This window comes from Streptomyces violascens, assembly GCF_014649955.1.
GTDB classification, from domain to species: domain Bacteria; phylum Actinomycetota; class Actinomycetes; order Streptomycetales; family Streptomycetaceae; genus Streptomyces; species Streptomyces violascens.
Genome location: NZ_BMUA01000023.1, coordinates 1 through 19,929, shown reverse-complemented (window position 1 = coordinate 19,929; position 19,929 = coordinate 1). Strand labels below are relative to the sequence as shown.

General features: G+C 72.7%; 13 protein-coding genes and 1 tRNA gene. 10 read left to right on the top strand and 4 right to left on the bottom strand.

Going from position 1 to position 19,929, the window contains the following annotated elements:
- Positions 1-65 precede the first annotated feature (65 nt).
- The 3 genes from qcrB (at position 66) to IE206_RS31935 (ending at position 2,889) form a co-directional block, all read left to right on the top strand.
- Entirely contained in the window at positions 66-1,619 is a 1,554-nt protein-coding gene (gene qcrB / locus IE206_RS31945; protein ID WP_226598923.1) for a cytochrome bc1 complex cytochrome b subunit, read from the top strand.
- 11 nt (positions 1,620-1,630) lie between these two features.
- Positions 1,631-2,053, top strand: coding sequence for a hypothetical protein (locus tag IE206_RS31940; RefSeq protein WP_189968313.1), 423 nt, complete (start codon positions 1,631-1,633; stop codon positions 2,051-2,053).
- Between the two features lie 80 nt (positions 2,054-2,133).
- Entirely contained in the window at positions 2,134-2,889 is a 756-nt protein-coding gene (locus IE206_RS31935; RefSeq protein ID WP_189968311.1) for a TetR/AcrR family transcriptional regulator, read from the top strand.
- A 465-nt stretch (positions 2,890-3,354) separates the two neighbouring features.
- On the opposite strand, the gene IE206_RS31930 is transcribed toward IE206_RS31935, so the two are convergent.
- A tRNA-Arg gene (locus tag IE206_RS31930) sits at positions 3,355-3,427 on the bottom strand.
- 365 nt (positions 3,428-3,792) lie between these two features.
- Here IE206_RS31930 and IE206_RS31925 point away from each other — a divergent pair.
- From IE206_RS31925 to IE206_RS31895, 7 genes are all read left to right on the top strand, one after another.
- Positions 3,793-5,400, top strand: coding sequence for a dynamin family protein (locus IE206_RS31925; protein WP_189968310.1), 1,608 nt, complete (start codon positions 3,793-3,795; stop codon positions 5,398-5,400).
- Positions 5,397-7,100 carry a GTPase gene (locus tag IE206_RS31920; protein WP_189968308.1) on the top strand — a complete coding sequence of 568 codons (1,704 nt, stop codon included), beginning with the start codon at positions 5,397-5,399 and terminating at the stop codon, positions 7,098-7,100. Before IE206_RS31925 ends, IE206_RS31920 begins: the two co-directional genes overlap by 4 nt.
- Before the next feature lie 263 nt (positions 7,101-7,363).
- Complete coding sequence (locus tag IE206_RS31915; protein ID WP_189968306.1) at positions 7,364-7,900, top strand: single-stranded DNA-binding protein; 537 nt, start codon at positions 7,364-7,366, stop codon at positions 7,898-7,900.
- Between the two features lie 302 nt (positions 7,901-8,202).
- Entirely contained in the window at positions 8,203-9,609 is a 1,407-nt protein-coding gene (locus IE206_RS31910) for a thioester domain-containing protein (protein ID WP_189968303.1), read from the top strand.
- Between the two features lie 288 nt (positions 9,610-9,897).
- Positions 9,898-11,562 carry an energy-dependent translational throttle protein EttA gene (ettA, locus tag IE206_RS31905; RefSeq protein ID WP_189968301.1) on the top strand — a complete coding sequence of 555 codons (1,665 nt, stop codon included), beginning with the start codon at positions 9,898-9,900 and terminating at the stop codon, positions 11,560-11,562.
- A gap of 6 nt (positions 11,563-11,568) precedes the next feature.
- Positions 11,569-12,021, top strand: coding sequence for an acyl-CoA thioesterase (locus IE206_RS31900; RefSeq protein ID WP_189968299.1), 453 nt, complete (start codon positions 11,569-11,571; stop codon positions 12,019-12,021).
- The gene (locus tag IE206_RS31895) at positions 12,018-12,710 is read left to right on the top strand and encodes a DUF8010 domain-containing protein (protein WP_189968297.1); all 693 of its coding nucleotides are present in this window, start codon (positions 12,018-12,020) and stop codon (positions 12,708-12,710) included. Before IE206_RS31900 ends, IE206_RS31895 begins: the two co-directional genes overlap by 4 nt.
- A 54-nt stretch (positions 12,711-12,764) precedes the next feature.
- Here IE206_RS31895 and IE206_RS31890 read toward each other — a convergent pair whose 3' ends face one another.
- From IE206_RS31890 to IE206_RS31880, 3 genes are read right to left on the bottom strand one after another with little or no spacing between them, the layout of a single operon-like run.
- On the bottom strand, positions 12,765-13,703 hold the full coding sequence (locus tag IE206_RS31890) for an ABC transporter ATP-binding protein (RefSeq protein ID WP_189968295.1): 939 nt from the start codon (positions 13,701-13,703) through the stop codon (positions 12,765-12,767).
- A complete protein-coding gene (locus IE206_RS31885; RefSeq protein WP_189968293.1) occupies positions 13,700-16,417 on the bottom strand; it encodes an FtsX-like permease family protein in 2,718 nt (905 codons plus the stop codon). Before IE206_RS31885 ends, IE206_RS31890 begins: the two co-directional genes overlap by 4 nt.
- A 1-nt stretch (position 16,418) precedes the next feature.
- Positions 16,419-19,640, bottom strand: a complete 3,222-nt coding sequence (locus tag IE206_RS31880; RefSeq protein WP_189968291.1) for an ABC transporter permease — start codon at positions 19,638-19,640, stop codon at positions 16,419-16,421.
- Between the last annotated feature and the right edge of the window lie 289 nt (positions 19,641-19,929).

The window sequence follows — 19,929 nt, the reverse complement described above, 5'->3', positions numbered from 1 at the left end:
CGGTCCCTGCCGACGTCCGACGTGCGCGTCCTCAGTGGGGGCGCGCCGGAGCGAGGGGGTTCGGGGTGGCCGGACGTGGAGAGCGGATCGCCGAATGGGCGGACGGGCGGGTGGGCCTCCACCGGCTCGCCAGGAGCAACATGCGGAAGATCTTTCCGGACCACTGGTCGTTCATGCTGGGCGAGATCTGCCTGTACAGCTTCGTCATCATCATTCTGACCGGCGTCTATCTGACGCTGTTCTTCAAGCCGAGCATGGTGGAGGTCGTCTACGACGGCTCGTACGTCCCGCTCAACGGCCAGAAGGTCTCCGAGGCCTTCGACTCGACGATGCACATCAGCTTCGAGGTGCGCGGCGGGCTGCTGATCCGGCAGATCCACCACTGGGCGGCGCTGATCTTCATCGCGGCGATGTTCGTGCACATGATGCGGGTGTTCTTCACCGGCGCCTTCCGCAAGCCCCGGGAGGTCAACTGGCTGTTCGGCTTCGGCCTGTTGTTCCTCGGCATGCTGGACGGCTTCTTCGGCTACTCGCTCCCCGACGACCTGCTCTCCGGCACGGGCATCCGCTTCATCGAGGGCGTGATCCTTTCGGTGCCGGTGGTCGGAACGTACATCCAAATGTTCCTGTTCGGCGGGGAGTTCCCGGGTACGGACATCATTCCGCGCTTCTACAGCCTGCACGTCCTGCTCATCCCGGGCATCATGCTGGGTCTGCTCGTGGCCCATCTGATCCTGGTCTTCTTCCACAAGCACACGCAGTTCGCCGGGCCCGGCCGCACCGAGAAGAACGTGGTCGGCATGCCGCTCCTTCCCGTGTACGCGGCGAAGGCGGGCGGCTTCTTCTTCCTGGTGTTCGGGGTGACGGCGGTGGTGGCCGCGATCGCCACGATCAACCCGATCTGGGCGTTCGGCCCGTACCGCCCCGACCAGGTCTCCACGGGCGCCCAGCCCGACTGGTACATGGGCTTCGCGGAGGGCCTGATCCGGGTGATGCCGGGCTGGGAGATCAGCGCGTGGGGCCACACTCTCGCTCTCGGCGTGCTCATCCCCTTCCTCCTCTTCCCGACGATCCTCGGCCTGATCGCGGTCTATCCCTTCGTGGAGGCGTGGATCACCAAGGACCGGCGCGAGCGCCACCTCCTCGACCGGCCGCGCAACGCGCCCGTACGCACCGCGCTGGGCACGGCCTGGATCAGCCTGTACCTGGTGACGCTGGTCGGCGGCGGCAACGACCTCTTCGCCACCCACTTCCACCTCTCGCTCAACGCGATGACCTGGACGGTGCGGATCGGCTTCTTCGTGGTGCCGGTGCTCGTCTTCGACATCACGCGCCGCTGGTGCCTCGGCCTCCAGCGGCGCGACCGCGACCTGGTGCTGCACGGCAGGGAGACCGGCCGCATCAGGAAGCTGCCGCACGGCGAGTACGTCGAGGTGCACGAGCCGCTGCCCGCGGAGCGCCTTCACACCCTGACGGCACACGAACAGCCCGAACCGATGGCCGGCGGGCGGTCGCTGCGGGCCCGGCTGTCCCGCGCGTACTTCGGCGAGGGCGGGCAGGTCGCGAAGGCGGCCCCGAAGGACCGCGAGAGCCTGACGGCCGGGGGCGGCGGACAGTGAGCGGGGTGCGGATGTCGACGCGCACCGGGGTCGGCCAACTGGGCGCAGCCAGGCGCCTGTTGATGACGACGTACGGTCCGGACGGCGCGGCGGTGACGGAACGGAGATGGGTGATCCAGGACGGCGCCTCGGCTCTCGGCATCCTCATGCCGAAGGCCTCGTCGCTCGCCGGGCGACTGCGCGCGGGCTCCGGGATCCTGATCGGATCTGCCGCGCTCAGGGCGAGAGCGGCGTTCCTCGACGAGGAGTCCACGGTGAGCTACCGGACCGCGCTGATCGACAAGTACGGCCTGACGGCGGTGGTGAGGCTGGCCCGCGCGCGACTGCGGCACGGGCCGGCCGGGACGGTGGGGGTCCGCCTGGTGCTGGGGGCGGGCGACCGGGGCCTGATGGGGAGGGCGTGGCAGCCGGACTGGTCGTACAGCGTGAACTGAGGGGGGCGGCGGCAGCCGGGCGGGGGTCGCCCCGGGCAACCGGGGAGGGTTCCTCGCTTGCCGATATAAGGTCTGGCCCCATGGCCCCGCCGGAGAACCAACAGCAGAATGATCACCACCACCGTCAGCAGCAGAACCATCAGCGGCAGAACCATCAGCAGCAGCACCATCAGCGGCAGAACCAGAAGAAGCCCGCGCCCCTGCGGCGGGATGCGCTGCGGAACAGGGATCTGCTGGTGGCGGCGGCGCGGGAACTGTTCGCGGAGCAGGGGATCAACGTCCCGCTGGATGAGATCGCGAAGCGCGCGGGGGTGGGCAACGCGACGCTGTACCGGCGCTTCCCGGCCCGGGGCGACCTGGTGGAGGCGGTCTTCCACGACGACCTGGCCGCGGTGATGGCCGCCGGCGAGCGGGCGCGCCGGGAGGACGACGCGTGGGGCGCGCTGACCGCGTACCTGGAGGGCGTGTGCGCGCTGCTGGCCCGGGACCGGGGGGTCAGCGACCTGATGACCACGGGCATCGAGGGCGCCCCGACCCTGGACGCGATCCACGTCCACAACCACGAGACCCTGAGCGGACTGATGCGCCGGGCCGCGGCGGCCGGCGAACTCCGCACGGACGTGGTCACGGAGGACCTCCTCTTCGCCCTGAGCGCCCTGGGCGCTTCGCTCCCCGCGATCGAATCCATCCGCCCGGGCTCCTGGCGCCGCCCCCTGTCCCTCCTGCTCGACGGCTTCCGCTCCACGGCCCAACGCCCGCTGCCGGAGCGGCCGCTGACGGCGCAGGAGACGGATCTCGTACACCGGGAGCTGGGGGGAGAGCCGCCGGAGGCGTGACGGCCTCACCCTGCGAGGAGGCTCCAGGGTCCGTGATCGTATAGCCGTGGGTTCGGACGGCGTCGATGATCCGGGGGAGCGCCTCAGCGCCCAGGACGGGGCCCTGGCCGTCGAGCGAGCCGATGTGCAGCCGGGATCTCGCCGGGACGCAGGGCGTCGAGGGAGCGCTTGACGGCCTTCTGGACGTCATTCCGGTGGCGGTGCCGCGGTAGCCGGTGGTGCTGGTGGTCCACTCGATGTCGGCGTGGCCGAGCGCGTTGGCCTCGGCGATCTGCCGGGGCGTGGTGTCGCCGTAGGGGAAGCGGAAGAATGGCAGTGGTGCGATGCCGGAAACGCGAGACGCCCGCACCCGCCCACCAGCGGCCCGGGCCAACCCCTACGCCCGTTCTACCCGGCTCTCGCTATCCTGCCCCCACCAGCAAAAAGGCCCTCCCGAAGGAGGGCCGAGCGCCCAGTGATCTTGGGCGCCCCCGGCAGGACTCGAACCTGCGGCCAAGCGCTTAGAAGGCGCCTGCTCTATCCACTGAGCTACGGGGGCCGGATGGGGCCTCGGTGGCCTGGAGCCCCGGGCGGGCAAGGGCGGAGGTCCGGGACGGATCCCGGGCCGATGACCTTGCCGGGGACAAGGATAGGGCTCCTGTCACCTCGTCCCGGTTGCTTCACCTGCGTGGCACGATGTGGAGGTTCGGTGAAGCGAACCGATAATCGCAGGCGGGTGCGAATCATGCAGCGCTTTTGACGCTCGCGGCGCAGGGTGTTGTGCACTCGTTATGCCTGCGTCCCACTCGTCCCGTGTGTCCCATGTGTCCGTTCGGCATGTCCTGGCGGCCTACGGACGCGCGCGGAAGTGGCCATACGCTTCAAAAAGGCGGCAAAATTGGGCATTCTTCGCATGTGGTGACCATGGACGTACGGCCTCAGCTCATCGACGCACTCTCCGCCCTGCGCGACAGTGTCGCCGCCGTGCGTCTCCCGTTGCCCCTGCCGGGTGCTCCACGCGCCCGGCAGACACGCAGCGAGCTGCTCGCACAGCTTGACGATTATCTGCTGCCCCGGCTCAAAGATCCTGAAGCGCCTCTGCTGGCTGTTATTGGCGGGTCGACGGGGGCGGGGAAGTCCACCCTGGTCAACTCCCTTGTGGGGCGGCGGGTCAGCCAGGCCGGGGTGCTGCGGCCCACCACCCGTACTCCGGTGCTCGTATGCCATCCCGATGACAAGGACTGGTTCGCCGGGGCGCGGGTGCTGCCCGAACTCACCCGCGTATGGCTGCCGCCGCAGCAGCAGGACGGCGCCGAGGGGGACGAGCTGCCCGGCGGGGACGACGACGGGGCCGTACGCGTCGAGACCGCCACCACGCTGCCGCGCGGGCTCGCCCTCCTGGATGCCCCGGACATCGACTCACTGGTCGTCAGCAATCGCATCCTGGCCGCCGAACTCATCTGCGCCGCCGACGTATGGGTCATGGTCACCACCGCCTCCCGGTACGCCGACGCGGTGCCCTGGCACCTGCTGCGTACCGCCAAGGAGTACGACGCCACGCTCGTCACCGTGCTCGACCGGGTGCCGCATCCGGTGCTCGCCGAAGTGTCGCGGCAGTACGGGGCGTTGCTCACCAAGGCCGGGCTCGGGGACGTGCCGCGGTTCACCGTGCCCGAACTGCCCGAGTCCGCCGGGGCCTCGCACGGGCTGCTGCCCGCCACCGCGGTCGCCGCGCTGCGCGCCTGGCTCATCCACCGCTGTCAGGACCCGGCCGCTCGCCAGCAGGCCGTGGCCCGTACCGCGTCGGGCGCGATCGAGTCGCTCAACGCACGGATGCCGGAGCTCGCTTCGGCCGTCGCCGCCCAGTACGCCGCCGCCGTACGCCTCACCGGCGCGGTCGAGGACGCGTACGCCAAGGAAGGCGCCCGGGTGCGGCGGCGGTTGCAGGCCGGCGGGGTGCTCGCCGGGGACGCGCTCACTCGCTGGCGCGCCCACCCCCGCGGCGCCTCCTCCGCCGAGCTCCTCGACGCGCTGGTGGACAGCCTCGCCGAACTGCTGCGGTGCGCGGCTGCGGCGGCGGACGAGCGGGTCAGGGAGGCGTGGGCGCGCGAGCCGGCCGCGGCGCGGTTCGGCAGCGCCGTACGCCAGGTGGACCCGGAGGACCGGATCGGGCTCGCCGTACGGCGCTGGCGGCGGGTGCTCGAAGAGCTGGCCGAGGACGAAGTGCGGGAGATGGAACGCTCGGTGGCCCCCGATCCCGAGACCGTGGCGGCGCTGCTTGCGGCCGCGCTGCTCGGCGGGCGCAGGGCCGGCCGGGCGGGCGAGCGGCTCGCCGAGAAGATCGGCGCCCAGGGGGCGCTGCGGCTCCGCGACAAGGGCGCCGAACTCGTCGTGACGTACATCAACCAGGTGCTCGGCGCCGAGCGTGAGCGCCGGCTCGCGCCGCTGGACGCGCTTGAGGTGACACCCGAGCCGCAGGCCGAGCTGATCGCCGCACTGTCCGTGGTGCAGAAGGAGAGGAAAGCGGCATGACGCAGCAGGTCGAGGACCAATGGGCCGACGGGCTGATCGCGCGGCGCGCCCCCGATCCCGGCGAGACGACCACCCCCGAGGACGAGGAACCCCAGGAGGACGACCTGGAGTTCGAGCCCATCGGCGGGCCGTACGTCGGTGCGGTGCGGGGCCGGCTCGACGCGCTGCGCGAACTGGTCGGGCTCTCCCGCACCCGGATCGACGCCCAGGCGCTCGCCGAGGCCGGGCGGGTGCTCGACGAGGCGTCCGCCCGCCAGCGGCTCTCCGCCCGGCACACCGTCGTCGCCGTCGCGGGCGCCACCGGAAGCGGCAAGTCCACTCTCTTCAACGCCCTTGCCAGAAGCCAGATTTCGGACACCGGGCTGCGCAGGCCCACCACGGGCGCACCCATCGCGTGCAGCTGGACCGACGGCGCCGCCGGGCTGCTCGACCGGCTCGGCATCCCCGGTCGGCTGCGCCGACGGCCGCTCGACAGCGCGGGCACCGACCTGGAGGGCCTGGTCCTCGTCGACCTGCCCGACCTCGACTCGGCGGTCGTCTCGCACCGCCAGGCGGCCGACCGGGTGCTCGCCCTGGTCGACGCGATCGTGTGGGTGGTGGACCCCGAGAAGTACGCCGACGCCGTGCTCCACGAGCGCTATCTGCGGCCCCTCGCCGGGCACGCGGAGGTCAGCTTCGTCGTGCTCAACCAGGTGGACCGACTGCCCGGAGAGGCCGCCGACCAGGTGCTCGACGATCTGCGCCGGCTGCTCGACGAGGACGGCATGGCGCTCGGCGAACACGGCGAGCCCGGTGCCACGGTCCTCTCCGTGTCCGCGCTGACCGGCAAGGGCGTGGGCGAACTCCGCGAACTGCTCGGCCGGTTCGTGCAGGAACGCGGCGCCGCCGCCCGCCGGCTGGCCGCCGACGTGGACGCGGCCGCCGCCGACCTGCGCCCGCTGTACGTCGCGGACGGCCGGTCCGGGCTCGACGAGCGGGCCCGCAAGGACTTCGCGGACCGTCTCGCCGCGGCGGTCGGCGCCTCGGCCGCCGGGGAGGCCGCCGAACGCGAGTGGCAGCGCAACGCCCAGCACGCGTGCGGGACTCCGTGGCTGCGGCTGTGGCGCTGGCTGGACCGGCTCTGCTCCCCGGCCGTGCAGCGGACCCGGGCCGACGCCGAGGTCGAGGAGGAGGTAACCGCCCGTCAGCGGGTCGAGCAGGCGGTCCGTATGGTCGCCGACGAGGCCTCGGCCGGGCTGCCCGCACCCTGGGCGCAGGCCGTGCGCGAATCCGCCGTGCGCGGTGCGGAGGGGCTCCCCGAGGCCCTGGACGAACTCGCGGTACGGGAGGAACTGGAGCGCGGTACCTCGCCCCGGCCCCCTTGGTGGCCGGCCGCGGTGCTGGCCCAGATGGTGATGACGGGCATTCAGGTCGCCGGCGGGCTGTGGCTGCTCGGCCAGATCGTCGGGGTTCTCCAGCCGGGGCTCATCGTCCCCGCGCTCGTGATGCTGGGCGGCATCGTGGGCGGTCCGCTGGTGGAGTGGGCGTGCGCGGTGGCGGCCCGCGGGCCCGGGCGGCGCTACGGGCAGGAGACCGAACGCAGACTCCGCGAGGCGGCGGCAGGCTGCGGCCGGGCCAGGGTCCTGGATCCGGTGGCCACCGAACTGCTGCGGTACCGGGAGGTGCGGGAGCAGTACGCGGCGGTGGCGGGGCCGGGGTGATCCGGGGCGGGCCCGGCCCCGGCTCCGGCTGAGGAGTGCGGCCGGGGTGAGCCCGAGCCGCACGGCCGGGTGAGCGGGTTTTCCACAACGGGGCGGTGGTCCACAGGCTCCGGCACAGACTCCCCGTCCGGTCCAGCATGGAGATCGACAGCGCAAGGGTTCGATCGAGTGCCGGGCCGGGCGGGGCTTTTCATTGCCTCATTCCGCTCCGGCGTACGAGAGATCGGGCCCACGGTTTCTACGGGGTACGGGGGTTGTGGGCAGTGAACGAGACGATGGTGACGCTGGTCGGCAATGTGGCGACGCAGGTGGAGTGGCGGGAGTCGGCGACGGGCGGGGCGGCCAGGTTCCGGCTCGCGGTGACCGCGCGCCGCTTCGACCGGGAGAAGCAGTCCTGGGTGGACGGGGCCACCAGCTTCTACACGGTGTGGGCGGCGCGGGCGCTCGGGATGAATCTGACGGGCTCGGTCGCGATCGGAGAACCGCTCCTTGTGCACGGCCGGTTGAAGGTGCGGGACGAGGACCGGGGGGACGGGCCGCGGTGGTTCTCGGCGGACGTCGACGCGGTGGCGATCGGGCACGACATGTCGCGGGGGACCACCGCGTTCCGCCGGGTGTTCAAGGGAGAGGCGGCCCCGGTCGAACGGGCCGGGGCCCAGGGCGCGGAGGGCGGCCCGGCACCCGGCCGCGAGCCGGCTTCGTCCCGGGCGGGCCGGGCGATTTCGGCCGGCGGTGTCCCGGAAGTGGTATGGGAATCGGCCACATCCGCCGCTCCGGCGGCCGCTCCTACGGGCGCCTAACCGGGGGCACTTGAGGGAGCGGGGAGGGGGAGCGGAGGGATGGTTGAGCGGTGAAGGTGTCCCGAAACTCCCCTTCTGTACCGGGGATTTGTCGATAAGGCCAGGTGCCACACGCGTTCCGGGATAACGATTCCGAATCAGAATGCTTATCTGATGTCATCGCTGCGGATCGTTGACTTCCGTATCCCTAGGATTCCCGCGTACTCACGGGGCACTTGAGTCTGCCGGTGAGGCACTTCCCCCACGCGCACCCCAGTGCACGCGCACCACATGCGAAAGTGCCTCGCCCGAAGGGGAATTCTGTGTTTTCAGCCGTTCACGGGCGTACTGCCCGCAAGCGGGGTGCTCTGCGCCTCGCCACCGCCACAGCCGTCTCGGGACTCGTCGCGGCCGGAGCGATAGCCGGCGCCGGTGCGGCCGTCGCGGACACGCCTGACCAGCAGGGCCAGGGCGGCGCGACCGCCACCCTCCAGGGCCTGGAGCCCGGTTCGTCCGCCTACGCCGTCATCACGGGCGACAACGGCAACAAGGAGCAGGTCTCCGCCGGTCTGTTCCGGATGAACGTCGACGGTGGCGGCACGCTGCGCACGTACTGCATCGACATCCACAATCCGACGCAGCGCGAGGCCCAGTACCGCGAGACGCCGTGGAGCGGCACCTCGCTGGCGAACAACAAGGACGCCGGCAAGATCCGCTGGATCCTGGAGAACTCCTACCCGCAGAAGAACGACCTCGGCCAGCTGGCCAAGGACGCGGGCGTCACGGGCAAGCTCAGCAACGGCGAGGCGGCCGCGGCCACCCAGGTCGCGATCTGGCGCTACTCGGACCACGTCAAGGTCGAAGCGGTCGACAAGGACGCGCAGACCCTGGCCGACTGGCTGTTCAACAACGCGAAGGTCGTCGAGGAGCCCAAGGCCTCCCTGACGCTCGACGGCGCGTCGGTGGCGGGCAAGGCCGGCCAGAAGCTCGGCCCGGTCACGGTGCACACCAACGCCGACAAGGTGACGGTCACGCCGTCCCAGGAGCTCCAGGCTGCCGGCGTCAAGATCGTCGACAAGGCGGGGAAGACCGTAAGCTCCGCCGCCAACAACAGCCAGCTGTTCTTCGACGTGCCCGCGGGTGCCCAGCCGGGCTCCGGCTCGCTGCGCCTGTCCGCCACCACTCAGGTGCCGGTCGGCCGCGCGTTCGCCAGTGACTCCAAGAGCCAGACGCAGATCCTGGCCGGCTCCAGCGACTCGACGGTCAACGCCGAGGCCAAGGTGACCTGGGCCAAGCAGGGCGCCATCCCGGCGGTGTCGGTCAAGAAGGACTGCGCCAAGGGCGGCGTGGACATCACCGTCACCAACAAGGGTGACGAGGCCTTCCCGGTGACCGTCGGTGGCAAGACCATCGCGACGGTTCCGGCCGGCGGCTCGAAGTCCGTTCTGTTCCCCGTCGCCGAGGACCAGAAGTACGACTTCACCATCGCGGGCCAGCACTTCTCCGGTGTCCTGGACTGCAAGACCGCGGGCACCGGCCCGGCCCCGTCCTCGAAGCCCAGCCCCGCCTCGGCCGGTGGCAGCTCGACCGGGACCAACGGTGGCACCAACCTGGCCGAGACCGGCAGCTCCAGCGCCACCCCGATGATCGCCGGCGCGGCGGTCGTCCTGGTGCTGCTCGGCGGCGGCGCGGTGTTCTTCCTCCGCAAGAGGAAGACCGCCGGTCAGTAAGCGAGTCTGCACGGCAGTAGTTGAGCTCGAAGTGAGCGCCCGGTGACGGGCAGCGGCCCCGGTACGCGATCGCGTACCGGGGCCGCTTCGTCGTGCGGGGCAACTTCCGGGACCGCGCGGGCCGGCCGGGCAGCCGGTCGACAGCGACAGTCCGTGAGGGATCGGTTACGGGAGTGGTCCGAAGGTGGGCAGGTCAGGGGTGCAGCGCGATACGGGTTTCCCCCCAGGGCTAGCCGTCAGGCAAGATGGGGTGTATCTGCCCACACATCGATTGCCGGACGGTTTCTCTTGGCTGAGTACATCTACACGATGCGCAAGACGCGCAAGGCGCACGGCGACAAGGTGATCCTTGACGACGTGACGCTGAGCTTCCTGCCCGGCGCGAAGATCGGTGTGGTGGGGCCCAACGGTGCCGGTAAGTCCACGGTGCTGAAGATCATGGCGGGCCTTGAGCAGCCCTCCAACGGCGACGCCTTCCTGTCGCCCGGGTACAGCGTCGGCATCCTCATGCAGGAGCCCCAGCTCGACGAGTCCAAGACCGTCCTGGAGAACGTCCAGGACGGCGCCGCCGAGATCATGGGCAAGCTCAAGCGCTTCAACGAGGTCGCCGAGCTCATGGCGACCGACTACTCGGACGCGCTCATGGACGAGATGGGCAAGCTCCAGGAAGACCTGGACCACGCCAACGCCTGGGACCTGGACGCACAGCTGGAGCAGGCCATGGACGCCCTGGGCTGCCCGCCCGGCGACTGGCCCGTGGTCAACCTCTCCGGTGGCGAGAAGCGCCGCGTGGCGCTCTGCAAGCTGCTCATCGAGGCCCCCGACCTGCTGCTCCTCGACGAGCCCACCAACCACCTCGACGCCGAGTCGGTGAACTGGCTGGAGCAGCACCTCTCGAAGTACGCGGGCGCCGTCGTCGCGGTCACCCACGACCGGTACTTCCTGAACAACGTCGCCGAGTGGATCCTGGAGCTCGACCGCGGCCGCGCCATCCCGTACGAGGGCAACTACTCCACGTACCTGGACAAGAAGTCCGCCCGCCTCAAGGTCGAGGGCCGCAAGGACGAGAAGCGCCAGAAGCGGCTCAAGGAAGAGCTGGAGTGGGTGCGGTCGAACGCCAAGGGGCGCCAGACCAAGTCCAAGGCCCGTCTCGCCCGTTACGAGGAGATGGCCGCCGAGGCCGACAAGATGCGGAAGCTGGACTTCGAGGAGATCCAGATCCCGCCGGGCCCGCGCCTGGGTTCCATCGTCGTCGAGGTCAACAACCTCTCGAAGGCCTTCGGCGACAAGGTCCTCATCGACGACCTGAGCTTCACGCTGCCGCGCAACGGCATCGTGGGCGTCATCGGTCCGAACGGTGCGGGCAAGACCACGCTGTTCAAGATGATCCAGGGCCTGGAGACGCCGGACAACGGCTCCATCCGGGTCGGCGAGACCGTCAAGATCAGCTACGTCGACCAGAGCCGTGCCAACATCGACCCGAAGAAGACGCTGTGGGCCGTCGTCTCCGACGAGCTCGACTACATCAACGTCGGCCAGGTCGAGATGCCGTCCCGCGCGTACGTCAGCGCCTTCGGCTTCAAGGGCCCGGACCAGCAGAAGCCGGCCGGTGTCCTGTCCGGTGGTGAGCGCAACCGCCTCAACCTGGCGCTGACGCTCAAGGAGGGCGGCAACCTGCTGCTCCTCGACGAGCCCACCAACGACCTCGACGTCGAGACGCTGTCCTCGCTGGAGAACGCGCTCCTGGAGTTCCCCGGTGCCGCCGTCGTGATCTCCCACGACCGCTGGTTCCTGGACCGAGTGGCCACCCACATCCTCGCCTACGAGGGCGAGTCCAAGTGGTACTGGTTCGAGGGCAACTTCGAGTCGTACGAGAAGAACAAGATCGAGCGCCTCGGTGCGGACGCGGCCCGCCCGCACCGCGCCACGTACAAGAAGCTCACCCGGGGCTGAGTGTCAGTGACGCGTCATATCTACCGCTGCCCGCTGCGCTGGTCGGACATGGATGCCTTCGGGCACGTCAACAACGCGGTCTTCGTCCGGTACCTGGAGGAAGCCCGCATCGACTTCATGTTCCGGCTGCAGCCGGGCGACGGGTCGCCGTCGTTCCAGGGCGGGTCCGTCGTGGCCCGGCACGAGATCGACTACAAGCGGCCCCTGGTCCACCGGCACGAGCCGGTGATCATCGAGTCGTGGGTGACGAAGATCGGCGCGGCCTCACTGACCATCTCCTACGAGATCAAGGAGCCCGGCGAGGGCGGCCTGGTGTACGTCGCCGCGGCCACCGTCGTCGTGCCCTACGACCTGGCGGCGGGCCGGCCGCGGCGGATCACCGCCGAGGAGAAGGCCTTCCTCAAGGAGTACCTGGACGACGGCACGCGCGACGACGGGCAGGAGCGGGCCGCGGCATGAACGCCCTGCTGCGGTTCGACGATGCCAGGGAGGCGGCGGACCTCGCCGCCTTCCTCGGCCGGCTGATCCACTACGACCGGGCCGCCGCGGTCCGCCTCCAGGCGGGCGGCGGCGCGCTCGCCGTGTTCGGCCGGCCGCCCTCCTTCGAGGTGCTCGCGATCCGCACGGCCCGGCTCCAGGACGACTCCGTCGCCCTGGACGTGACCGTATCCGCCGGTGAACTCCTCGAATCCCTCGACGAGTTGCACGCGACCACGACCGTCCCCGAGGCCGTCACCGGGCCGCCGTGGGCCGGGGTGCTTCCGCCGCGCGGCGGCTGGCAGCCGGTGCCGGGGCTGCCCGGGCCCGAACAGATGCGGGGCGCGGTGACGGCCGCCGTCGCCGAGTTCCGTGCCCGGGACGAGGCGCTGCCCGAGGAGCGGCGCACCCGCGCCGAGCGCGAGCTGATCGGGCGCGAGATCTGGTCCCGCACGCTCGGTTCCACCGAGCTGCCGCTGCGGGCCGTGCACGCGGCCCAGTCGCTCGGCTTCCTGCGGCCCGTCCGCGCGCTCGCCTCGGCGGGCGCACCCTTTGCGCCCGAACCGGTGGCGCTGTTCGCCTCCGGCCCGTGGCTGCGGCTCCGCACGCCGTACGGGTCCGTCGCGCTGCGCAGGGCCGGCCTCGGCGGGCTGACCGTCACGCCCGCCTGACCCGCACCCCGAGCGCCGTGCCCGGCGGCCCGACTGCCGTGCCCCGTAAGGCAGTTACCGCTCGTCCGGCCAGATCTGGATGTGGTCGGTCTCCAGCTCCAGGGCCACCCGGTGCTCCATGTTCAGGGCGCGGGTGTACTCCGCCGGGAGTTGCAGTCGCCCGGCCCGGTCGAGCATCGCGTACTCGCGGGCGACCAGGGACTCCTCGCCCGTGGCCGCGTCGACCTCGGTGCGGCGCAGGACCTCCGTCGAGGTGCGGCCGTCGCGGATGGCCACCGTGCGGCGGACCTCGCTCGCCACGGCCTGGTCGTGGGTGACGATCACGATGGTCGTCCCCAGCTCCTCGTTCGCCGTGCGGAACGCCGCGAAGATCTGCTCGCCCGTCGCCGAGTCCAGCTCGCCCGTCGGCTCGTCGGCGAGCAGCACGGACGGGCTGTTGGCCAGCGCCACCGCGATCGCGACGCGCTGCTGTTCGCCGCCCGACAGCTGGTGGGGGCGCCGGTCGCGGCAGTGCGCGACGTCCAGCATCGTCAGGAGCGAGTCGGCCCGCTCGGCCTTGCCGCGCTTGGACAGGCCGCCCTTGAGCTGCATCGGCAGCGCCACGTTCTGAATCGCGGTCAGATACGGCAGCAGGTTGCGGGCGGTCTGCTGCCAGACGAAGCCCACCACATCGCGGCGGTAGCCAAGGCGCGCCCCGGAGTCCATCGTCAGCAGGTCGCGGCCGGCCACCCTGGCGGCTCCGGCCGTCGGCACGTCCAGGCCGGCCAGGATGTTCATCAGCGTCGACTTGCCGCTGCCCGATGCGCCGACCAGGGCCATCAACTCACCGTCGGTGACCAGGAGATCGAGACCCTGGAGGGCCTGCACCTCCACGCCGTCGGTCGTGAAGACCCGTACCAGACGGTCGCAGGCGATCAGGGCGTCGTGGCCGTAGACGGGCCGGTCGCGGTGGGCCGTGGCCCGGCGCTCCAGGTCTTCGAGCGATGTGGTCATCGAGCGTCTCCTGCCCTGAGTTCGGTGATGGATCCGCGGCGGCCGCTCCACCAGGCCTGCGCGGTCGCCACGCCCGCCGCGAGCAGCACCACGCACACGGCGGGCAGCAGCAGCGACAAAGGGTCCGCGCGCAGCTCGGAGCCGACCGGCGCCAGACCGCTGCTGGTGGCGAGCGCCAGGCCCGCCAGGTCGATGCCGGGCGCGAGCAGCACGATCGACGCCCAGCCGGTGAGCGCGCCGCCCGCCGCCGCGAGGAACGCCGGCGGCAGCGCCTCCAGGACGAGCAGCGTGCGGCCCTGGCGGCGGGTGAGGCCCATGGTGCGAAGGCGGGCGAGCAGCGCGGAGCGTTCGGGGGCGCCGCGCAGGAGCGAGAGGAGCAGTGCGAGGACGGCCAGGCCCGCGCCCGCCGCGACGGCCGCCGCGTAGATGCGCCCGGCGCCGCTCTGGAGCGGGGAGTCGGCGAACTCCCGCCGGGCCTCGGACTGGAGCCGCACGCTCACATGGCCGCTCACGGCGGTCTTGCGCAGCGCCTTGGCGTCGATGGAGGTGCCGCCGACGAGCAGCGCGGTCGGGTCCTTCGCGCCGAGTCCGGCGGTGTCCACCAGGATGAAGTCGCTGGACGGCACGGCCGCCGAGCCGTCCTGGGCGGCGACCACCCTGATCGTCACGTCGTAGCCCGCGACGCGCAGCTTCACCGGCTCCTTGCCGAGGCGCCGGGCGACCGAGGGCGAGGCCACGGCGGGCAGAACCGCCTTGCCCGGGGCCGCTGCCGGCGCCTTGAGCCGGTCCGCCGGGACGCCGAGCGCGGTACCCGCGGTCAGCGCGGCGTACGTCGTGGGGTCCACGCCCGCGACCGCGGTCGTGTCGTCGTCCGGCAGCCGCACCGCGTACTCGATGTGCACGGGCGAGACGCCGTGGACGCCGGGGACCCGGGCGATGCGGCCCGGCAGGTCCTTGGGCAGCGCCAGGTCGCTGTCGATGCGGGCGTCGGTGCCGGTCGCGTACAGCGCGGCCCGGTCGCGGGCGTCGTCGGCGCCGGCCAGGACCGAGCCGCCGAACGCGGCCGTCGTCAGCGCCGTGAGCAGGGCGAGCAGCGGCAGCACACCGCCGCCCGAGGCGCGTCCGGCGCGGGCGAGCGACAGGAAGGCGACCGTGCTGCGCAGCCGGGCTGCCGGGCGGGCCGCCCAGCGCAGCGGCAGCGGGTAGAGGCGGATCAGGACGAACGCCGCGATCACCCCGACGAGCACCGGCGCCGCGCTGACCAGCGAGTCGGCGGGGCCACCGCCGGTGCCGCGGCGGCGCAGCGCGAACACCGCGCCCGCCGCGAGCACGAGCAGCGTCAGCTCGGCCACCGTGCGCCGCGCCGAGGGCTTCTCCTGTACGAGATCGGCGCGTTCGGCGGCCGAGCGGACCGTGCGGTGGGTGAGGGCCGCGCGCACCGGCAGGGCGAGGCAGCCGAGGGCCGCGACCCCGCCCGCCGCCGCGAGCGCGGGGCCGAGGCGGCCGTGCGGCACGGCGAGCACCGCGAGCAGCAGGCCGAGGGCCGCGGCCGGGACCACCACGACCGCGCTCTCGGCGAGCAGCCGCCCGGCGATCTGGCGCAGCGATCCGCCGCGGGCCCGCAGCAGGGCGAGCTCGGCGGTGCGGCGGGCGGCGGCGAGGCCGCCCGCCATCAGAAGCACCACGGCCGCCACGGTCGCGGTGCCGGAGCCCGCGACCGCGACCACCGGGGTGATCGAGTCGCGCACGGTGGCGTACGAGAGGAGCACCCGGTCGAGTTCGGTGTACAGGCTGGTCGAGATGGAGAAGGAGGTGCGGATCCGGGAGAGCGCGGGACCGTTCTGCAGGCCCGCGACCGACGCCTTCAGCCCGTCGAACTGGCGGGCATTCAAGTCTGCGCTGCTAGGGGCGAGTTGGGCGTACGTCTCGGGCTTGCTGTCGGTCGCGAGCAGGGCCGGGGCGGCGCCCGGGGCGAGCAGCAGACCGCCGTGCCAGTACTTCGGCGGATCGGGCTGGCTGGAGGCGGACAGCAGTTGCGGGGTGCGGAGCACTGGCAGGACCGACCAGTAGCCGGCCTCCGGAAGCAGCGGCTCCACGATGCCGGTCACCTTGAACGCAAGGCGCGGGCCGCCGAGCGTGGCCACGTGCAGCACCGAACCCGCCTTGATGTTCAGGGTTTTGGCGGTGGCCGTGGTGACGGCGCCCTCGGCCTCCGCCGACTTCTGGTCGGCCGAACCGGAGGGCAGCCGGCCCGACACCACGCGGGCGTGGGCGGCCAGGTCGGACTGGGTGGCCACGGTGAGCCGCGGCGGCAGCCCGTACGGCCGCGCCAGGAACGGCTCGTCGGACTCCAGCTTCTGGGTGGTGCGCAGCCCGTACGCCGACTGGGAGCGGTCGATCGTGAGCGGGGCGGGCACGTTGTTCACGACCGACTCGAAGCGCCGCTGCATCTCGTGGGGGGAGACCAGCGCGGCCCGCTGCTCGTCGGGCAGGGCGAGGCCCGGTGACCCCGCCGCGAACTGGAGGGCGGTGCGGCCCGGCGCGGCCGTGGCGACGGCCCGGCGCAGCCCGTCGTCCTCGTACGTGTCGATCGCGCGCGGGTAGGCCGCGGCCAGCCACGCGGTCAGCAGGACCAGGAGGGCGAGCGCCGCCGCGGCGCCCGGCGCGGTCCGCAGCCGGGTGCGCACCCAGGGCGCAACTGCCGTGCCGGACATGTCAGTTGCCCCCTTGGTGCCGCAGTGTGACGGCCGGATCGGTGCGGCGCAGCGCGATCGCCGCGACGATGAGCAGCGGCACGGCGGCCACCCCGGCGAGCAGCAGCGCCACCCGGCCGGCCGGAAGCTCGACCAGGACCGCGGGCACCGGCTGGGTCGCCTGGTCGGTCAGCACGATCAGCGGCACCACCGCTCTGGTCAGTACTTCGCCGAGGCCGAGCCCCGCAAGCAGGGCGATCGTGATCAGCACGCCCTGTTCGGCGGCGATCAGCCGGGCGAGCTGGCGGCGCGGGGTGCCGAGCGCGCGCAGCACGCCGAACTCCCGGCCCCGCTCGCGCAGCGACCCGGCGGCGCTCACCGAGAAGCCGACCGCCGCAAGCGCTGCCGCCACGATCGACACGGCCGCGAGCGCGGACTGCGGGCCCGCGCCCAGCGGATCGTCGCCGAGCTCCTTGGCGATCTCCGCACGGGACACGATCTGCGCGGGGTCCGCGTCGGGGCGGGCCTTGAGCGCCGCCACGGCCGCGGCCGAGCGGTCCGGCGCGGTGGTCAGCCACCACTCGGTGGCGGTCAGGCCGTCGCCCTTGTCCTGGAGGACCCGGTTGACGGCCCGCAGGTCGAGGAGCAGCCCCCCGCCGTCGGTTCCGACGGCGCCGGTGGGGGCTGCGGCCGGGCCGACCGCGCCGCTTCCGGTGGTCGGCAGCTGTTGCACGCGGGCGGCGAGCTTCACCTTCACGCTCTGGCCCGCCAGCGGCACGTCGATGGTCTGTCCGACCTTGCTGCCGCTGGACTGCAGGAACCTGTCGTCGGCGACGGCGGCCGGTGCGGGCGGCGCGGGGCGCGGCGCGGTGAGCCGCACGGTGCGGGTCACGGACGAGGTGCCCGTCTCCCAGTTCATGTCCTTGGCGCTGTCGGTGTCCGCCTTCCACCGGCCGGCCGGCAGCACGGCGACGGCGGTCTCCTTGCCGCCGGGGCCGGTGGCGCGCAGCCCGTCCAGGGCGACCGCCTGCGGCTCGGCCGCGCCGTCGGGCAGCTCGCTCACCACGTCGAGGCCGGTCAGGAGCAGGGGCCCGGCCGGGTGTCCCGTCGGGCGGCCCGCGGCTGTGGTCAGGTCGAGGTCGAGGGGGTGGGGGCGGCCGTCCGGGGCCAGCTTGCCGAGGGTGAAGCGGAACTGCTCTCCGAAGCGGTCCTCAAGCGTGGCCGTCACCGTGCCGGGCGGCCCGCCCGGGGCCCCGGCGGTCAGCCGCAGGTCGAGGCCGATCCGCTCGGTGCCCTTCGGGAGCGTGACACCGGCCGGGGCGTCCTGCTTGGGCGTGAGCGCGGCGAGCAGGTCCTCGGCGGAACGGCCCGCGAGGTCATCGCGCAGCAGGAAGCCGTCCGCGTGGCGGGTGTCGAGGGCGAGCAGCGTGCCCGAGCGGCCGCCGCTCAGCGGCATCGAGCCGCGCGCGGCCGGGGCGGCCGCGGTGACCCCGGGGACCGCGTCGTACGAGCCGGCCTGGCCGAAGGGGCTGAGGGTGGAGCCGAGCACCCGGATGTCGGTGCCCGCGCGGAAGTCGGCCTGGTCGCTCTGCGAACGGTTCCAGGTGGCTGCCTGGCCGAGGGTGAGCAGCCCCATCGCGATCGCGAGGATGAGCAGCAGGACCGGGCCCGCGCCGCGCAGCGGGCGGCGGCTGAACTGCCAGCCCGCCAGCGCCGTCGGCAGCCCGCGCCCGCCCGCCGCCCGCCGTTCGGCGAGCCGGGCCGCGGGCGGCAGCAGCCGCAGGACGAGGACGGTCCCGGCGAGCAGTGCAAGCGCGGGGGCCGCCACGAGGAGCGGGTCGACGCCGAGCCCGCCCGAGGCGTCCGTGTTGATCGCGCCGGAGCCGGAGGTCTGCCGGTCCAGCTGCCAGTAGGCGACCCCGGCGATCACCAGGAGCCCGATGTCGGCGCCCGCCCGGACCGGCGCGGGCAAGGCCCCGTCCCGGCCGGCCCGGCCGAGGCGGCCCGCCGAGAGCGCGGGGGCCACCACGGCGGCCGCGCAGCCGAGTGCGACCAGGACGGCGACCAGCCACACCGTGGAGGTGGCCGAGGTGTCCAGGTGGAGCCCCGCCCGCGCGAGCGCGCCCTGCCCGGCGAGCAGCCGGGTCAGCGGGCCCGCGAGCAGAGGGGCGACCAGCGCGGCCGGCACCGCGAGCAGCAGTGCCTCGGCGGCCGCGAGCCAGGTGATCTGGCCCCGCGATCCGCCCCGGGCCCGCAGGAGTTCGGTCTCGCCGGACCGCTCGCTGCTCAGCAGCCGGGCGACGAGCAGCAGCGCGTACCCGGCGAGCAGCACCAGCTGGAGCGCCACGATCAGCAGCGTCGAGCGGGACACGAGCAGGGAGCGCTCGGCCCGGTCGAGGATCTCCGGCAGCGCCGTCACCGCGGTCGCGCCGCCCCCGAACACGGGCTGCTTCACAAGGGACTTGGGCCCGTCGGTGGCGGCCGCGCGCAGCCGGTCGATGCGGTCGACGCCGATCTCGGAGAAGTCGGCGGAGGCCAGCCATGCGCTCCGGCCCGCGCTGACCCGGCCGCCCGCGAGCACCGAGTCGTCGGCGAGCAGCGGCCCGTACGTGGTGAAGTCGAGCTTGCGCATGCCGCGGCCGCCGAGGTCGTCGAGCCGCCAGTACGCGTCCGAGACGTCAACCGCCTTGTAAATACCGGTGATTCTGGCGGTTACAGCCGGGCCGTCGAGCCGGTCGGTGAGGGCGAGCGTGGCGCCCGGGCGCAGGTTGAGGCGTCCGGCCGCGGACTCGGGCAGGGCGACCTGGATCTCGGGCGAGCCGTTGGCGGTCGGCCAGGCGCCCGCGGTGAGGCGGACGCGTGAGCGGTCGATGGCGGCGAACAGGGTGAGGTCGGGGTCGCCGCCGCGGGCGTCCGGCGACTGCAGGGAGCGCGGCAGGGCGTACGGTCCGGATTCGGTCAACTCCCTTGTAGTGACCGGGAGTTGGTCGAAGGTGGCGCGGGCTCCGGTGCGTACCGCGTCCGCCGCGGCCTTGCGCCGGTCCGGCTTGACCTCGGACTTGACGGCGAGGGCCGCGGGCGCGGCGGACCGGGTGGCCAGTGTGTGGCGAAGCGCCGCGTCCCCGACGGACCCGGAGAACGTCGCCAGGGCGGCGAGGACCGACGTGGTGAGCAGCACCGCGAGCAGCGCCGCGACCAGCAGCAGCCGGTGCGCACGCACCCGCAGAAAGACGAACCCCGGCACGTGGCCCCCTCGGCGGCTTTCAAGCCATCCCCCCGAAATGTGCCCAGATGCTTTCAGAGGGCATGGGGTCATGGAAACCGCTTGCCGTACGATCTTGCCCGATCGTGATCGGAATGCGACCACGGAAGTTCGGATTCCGGTCAAGGGGGGCGCAACTTGGGGCTTCCGGCCCCCCCCGGGGGGGTGCCCCTATGACTTTGGTCAAGGGGTCGGGGCGGGTTGGGGGTCGTAGAAGGTGCCGTCGCGGAGCATGGCGAACAGGACGTCGGCTCGGCGGCGGGCGAGGCAG

Excerpts from the sequence above, each read along its gene's own strand:
- IE206_RS31940 (WP_189968313.1), top strand. The coding sequence starts at position 1,631 with ATGTCGACGCGCACCGGGGTCGGCCAACTGGGCGCAGCCAGGCGCCTG.
- IE206_RS31935 (WP_189968311.1), top strand. The coding sequence starts at position 2,134 with ATGGCCCCGCCGGAGAACCAACAGCAGAATGATCACCACCACCGTCAG.
- IE206_RS31925 (WP_189968310.1), top strand. The coding sequence starts at position 3,793 with ATGGACGTACGGCCTCAGCTCATCGACGCACTCTCCGCCCTGCGCGAC.
- IE206_RS31920 (WP_189968308.1), top strand. The coding sequence starts at position 5,397 with ATGACGCAGCAGGTCGAGGACCAATGGGCCGACGGGCTGATCGCGCGG.
- IE206_RS31895 (WP_189968297.1), top strand. The coding sequence starts at position 12,018 with ATGAACGCCCTGCTGCGGTTCGACGATGCCAGGGAGGCGGCGGACCTC.
- IE206_RS31890 (WP_189968295.1), bottom strand. The coding sequence starts at position 13,703 with ATGACCACATCGCTCGAAGACCTGGAGCGCCGGGCCACGGCCCACCGC.
- IE206_RS31885 (WP_189968293.1), bottom strand. The coding sequence starts at position 16,417 with ATGTCCGGCACGGCAGTTGCGCCCTGGGTGCGCACCCGGCTGCGGACC.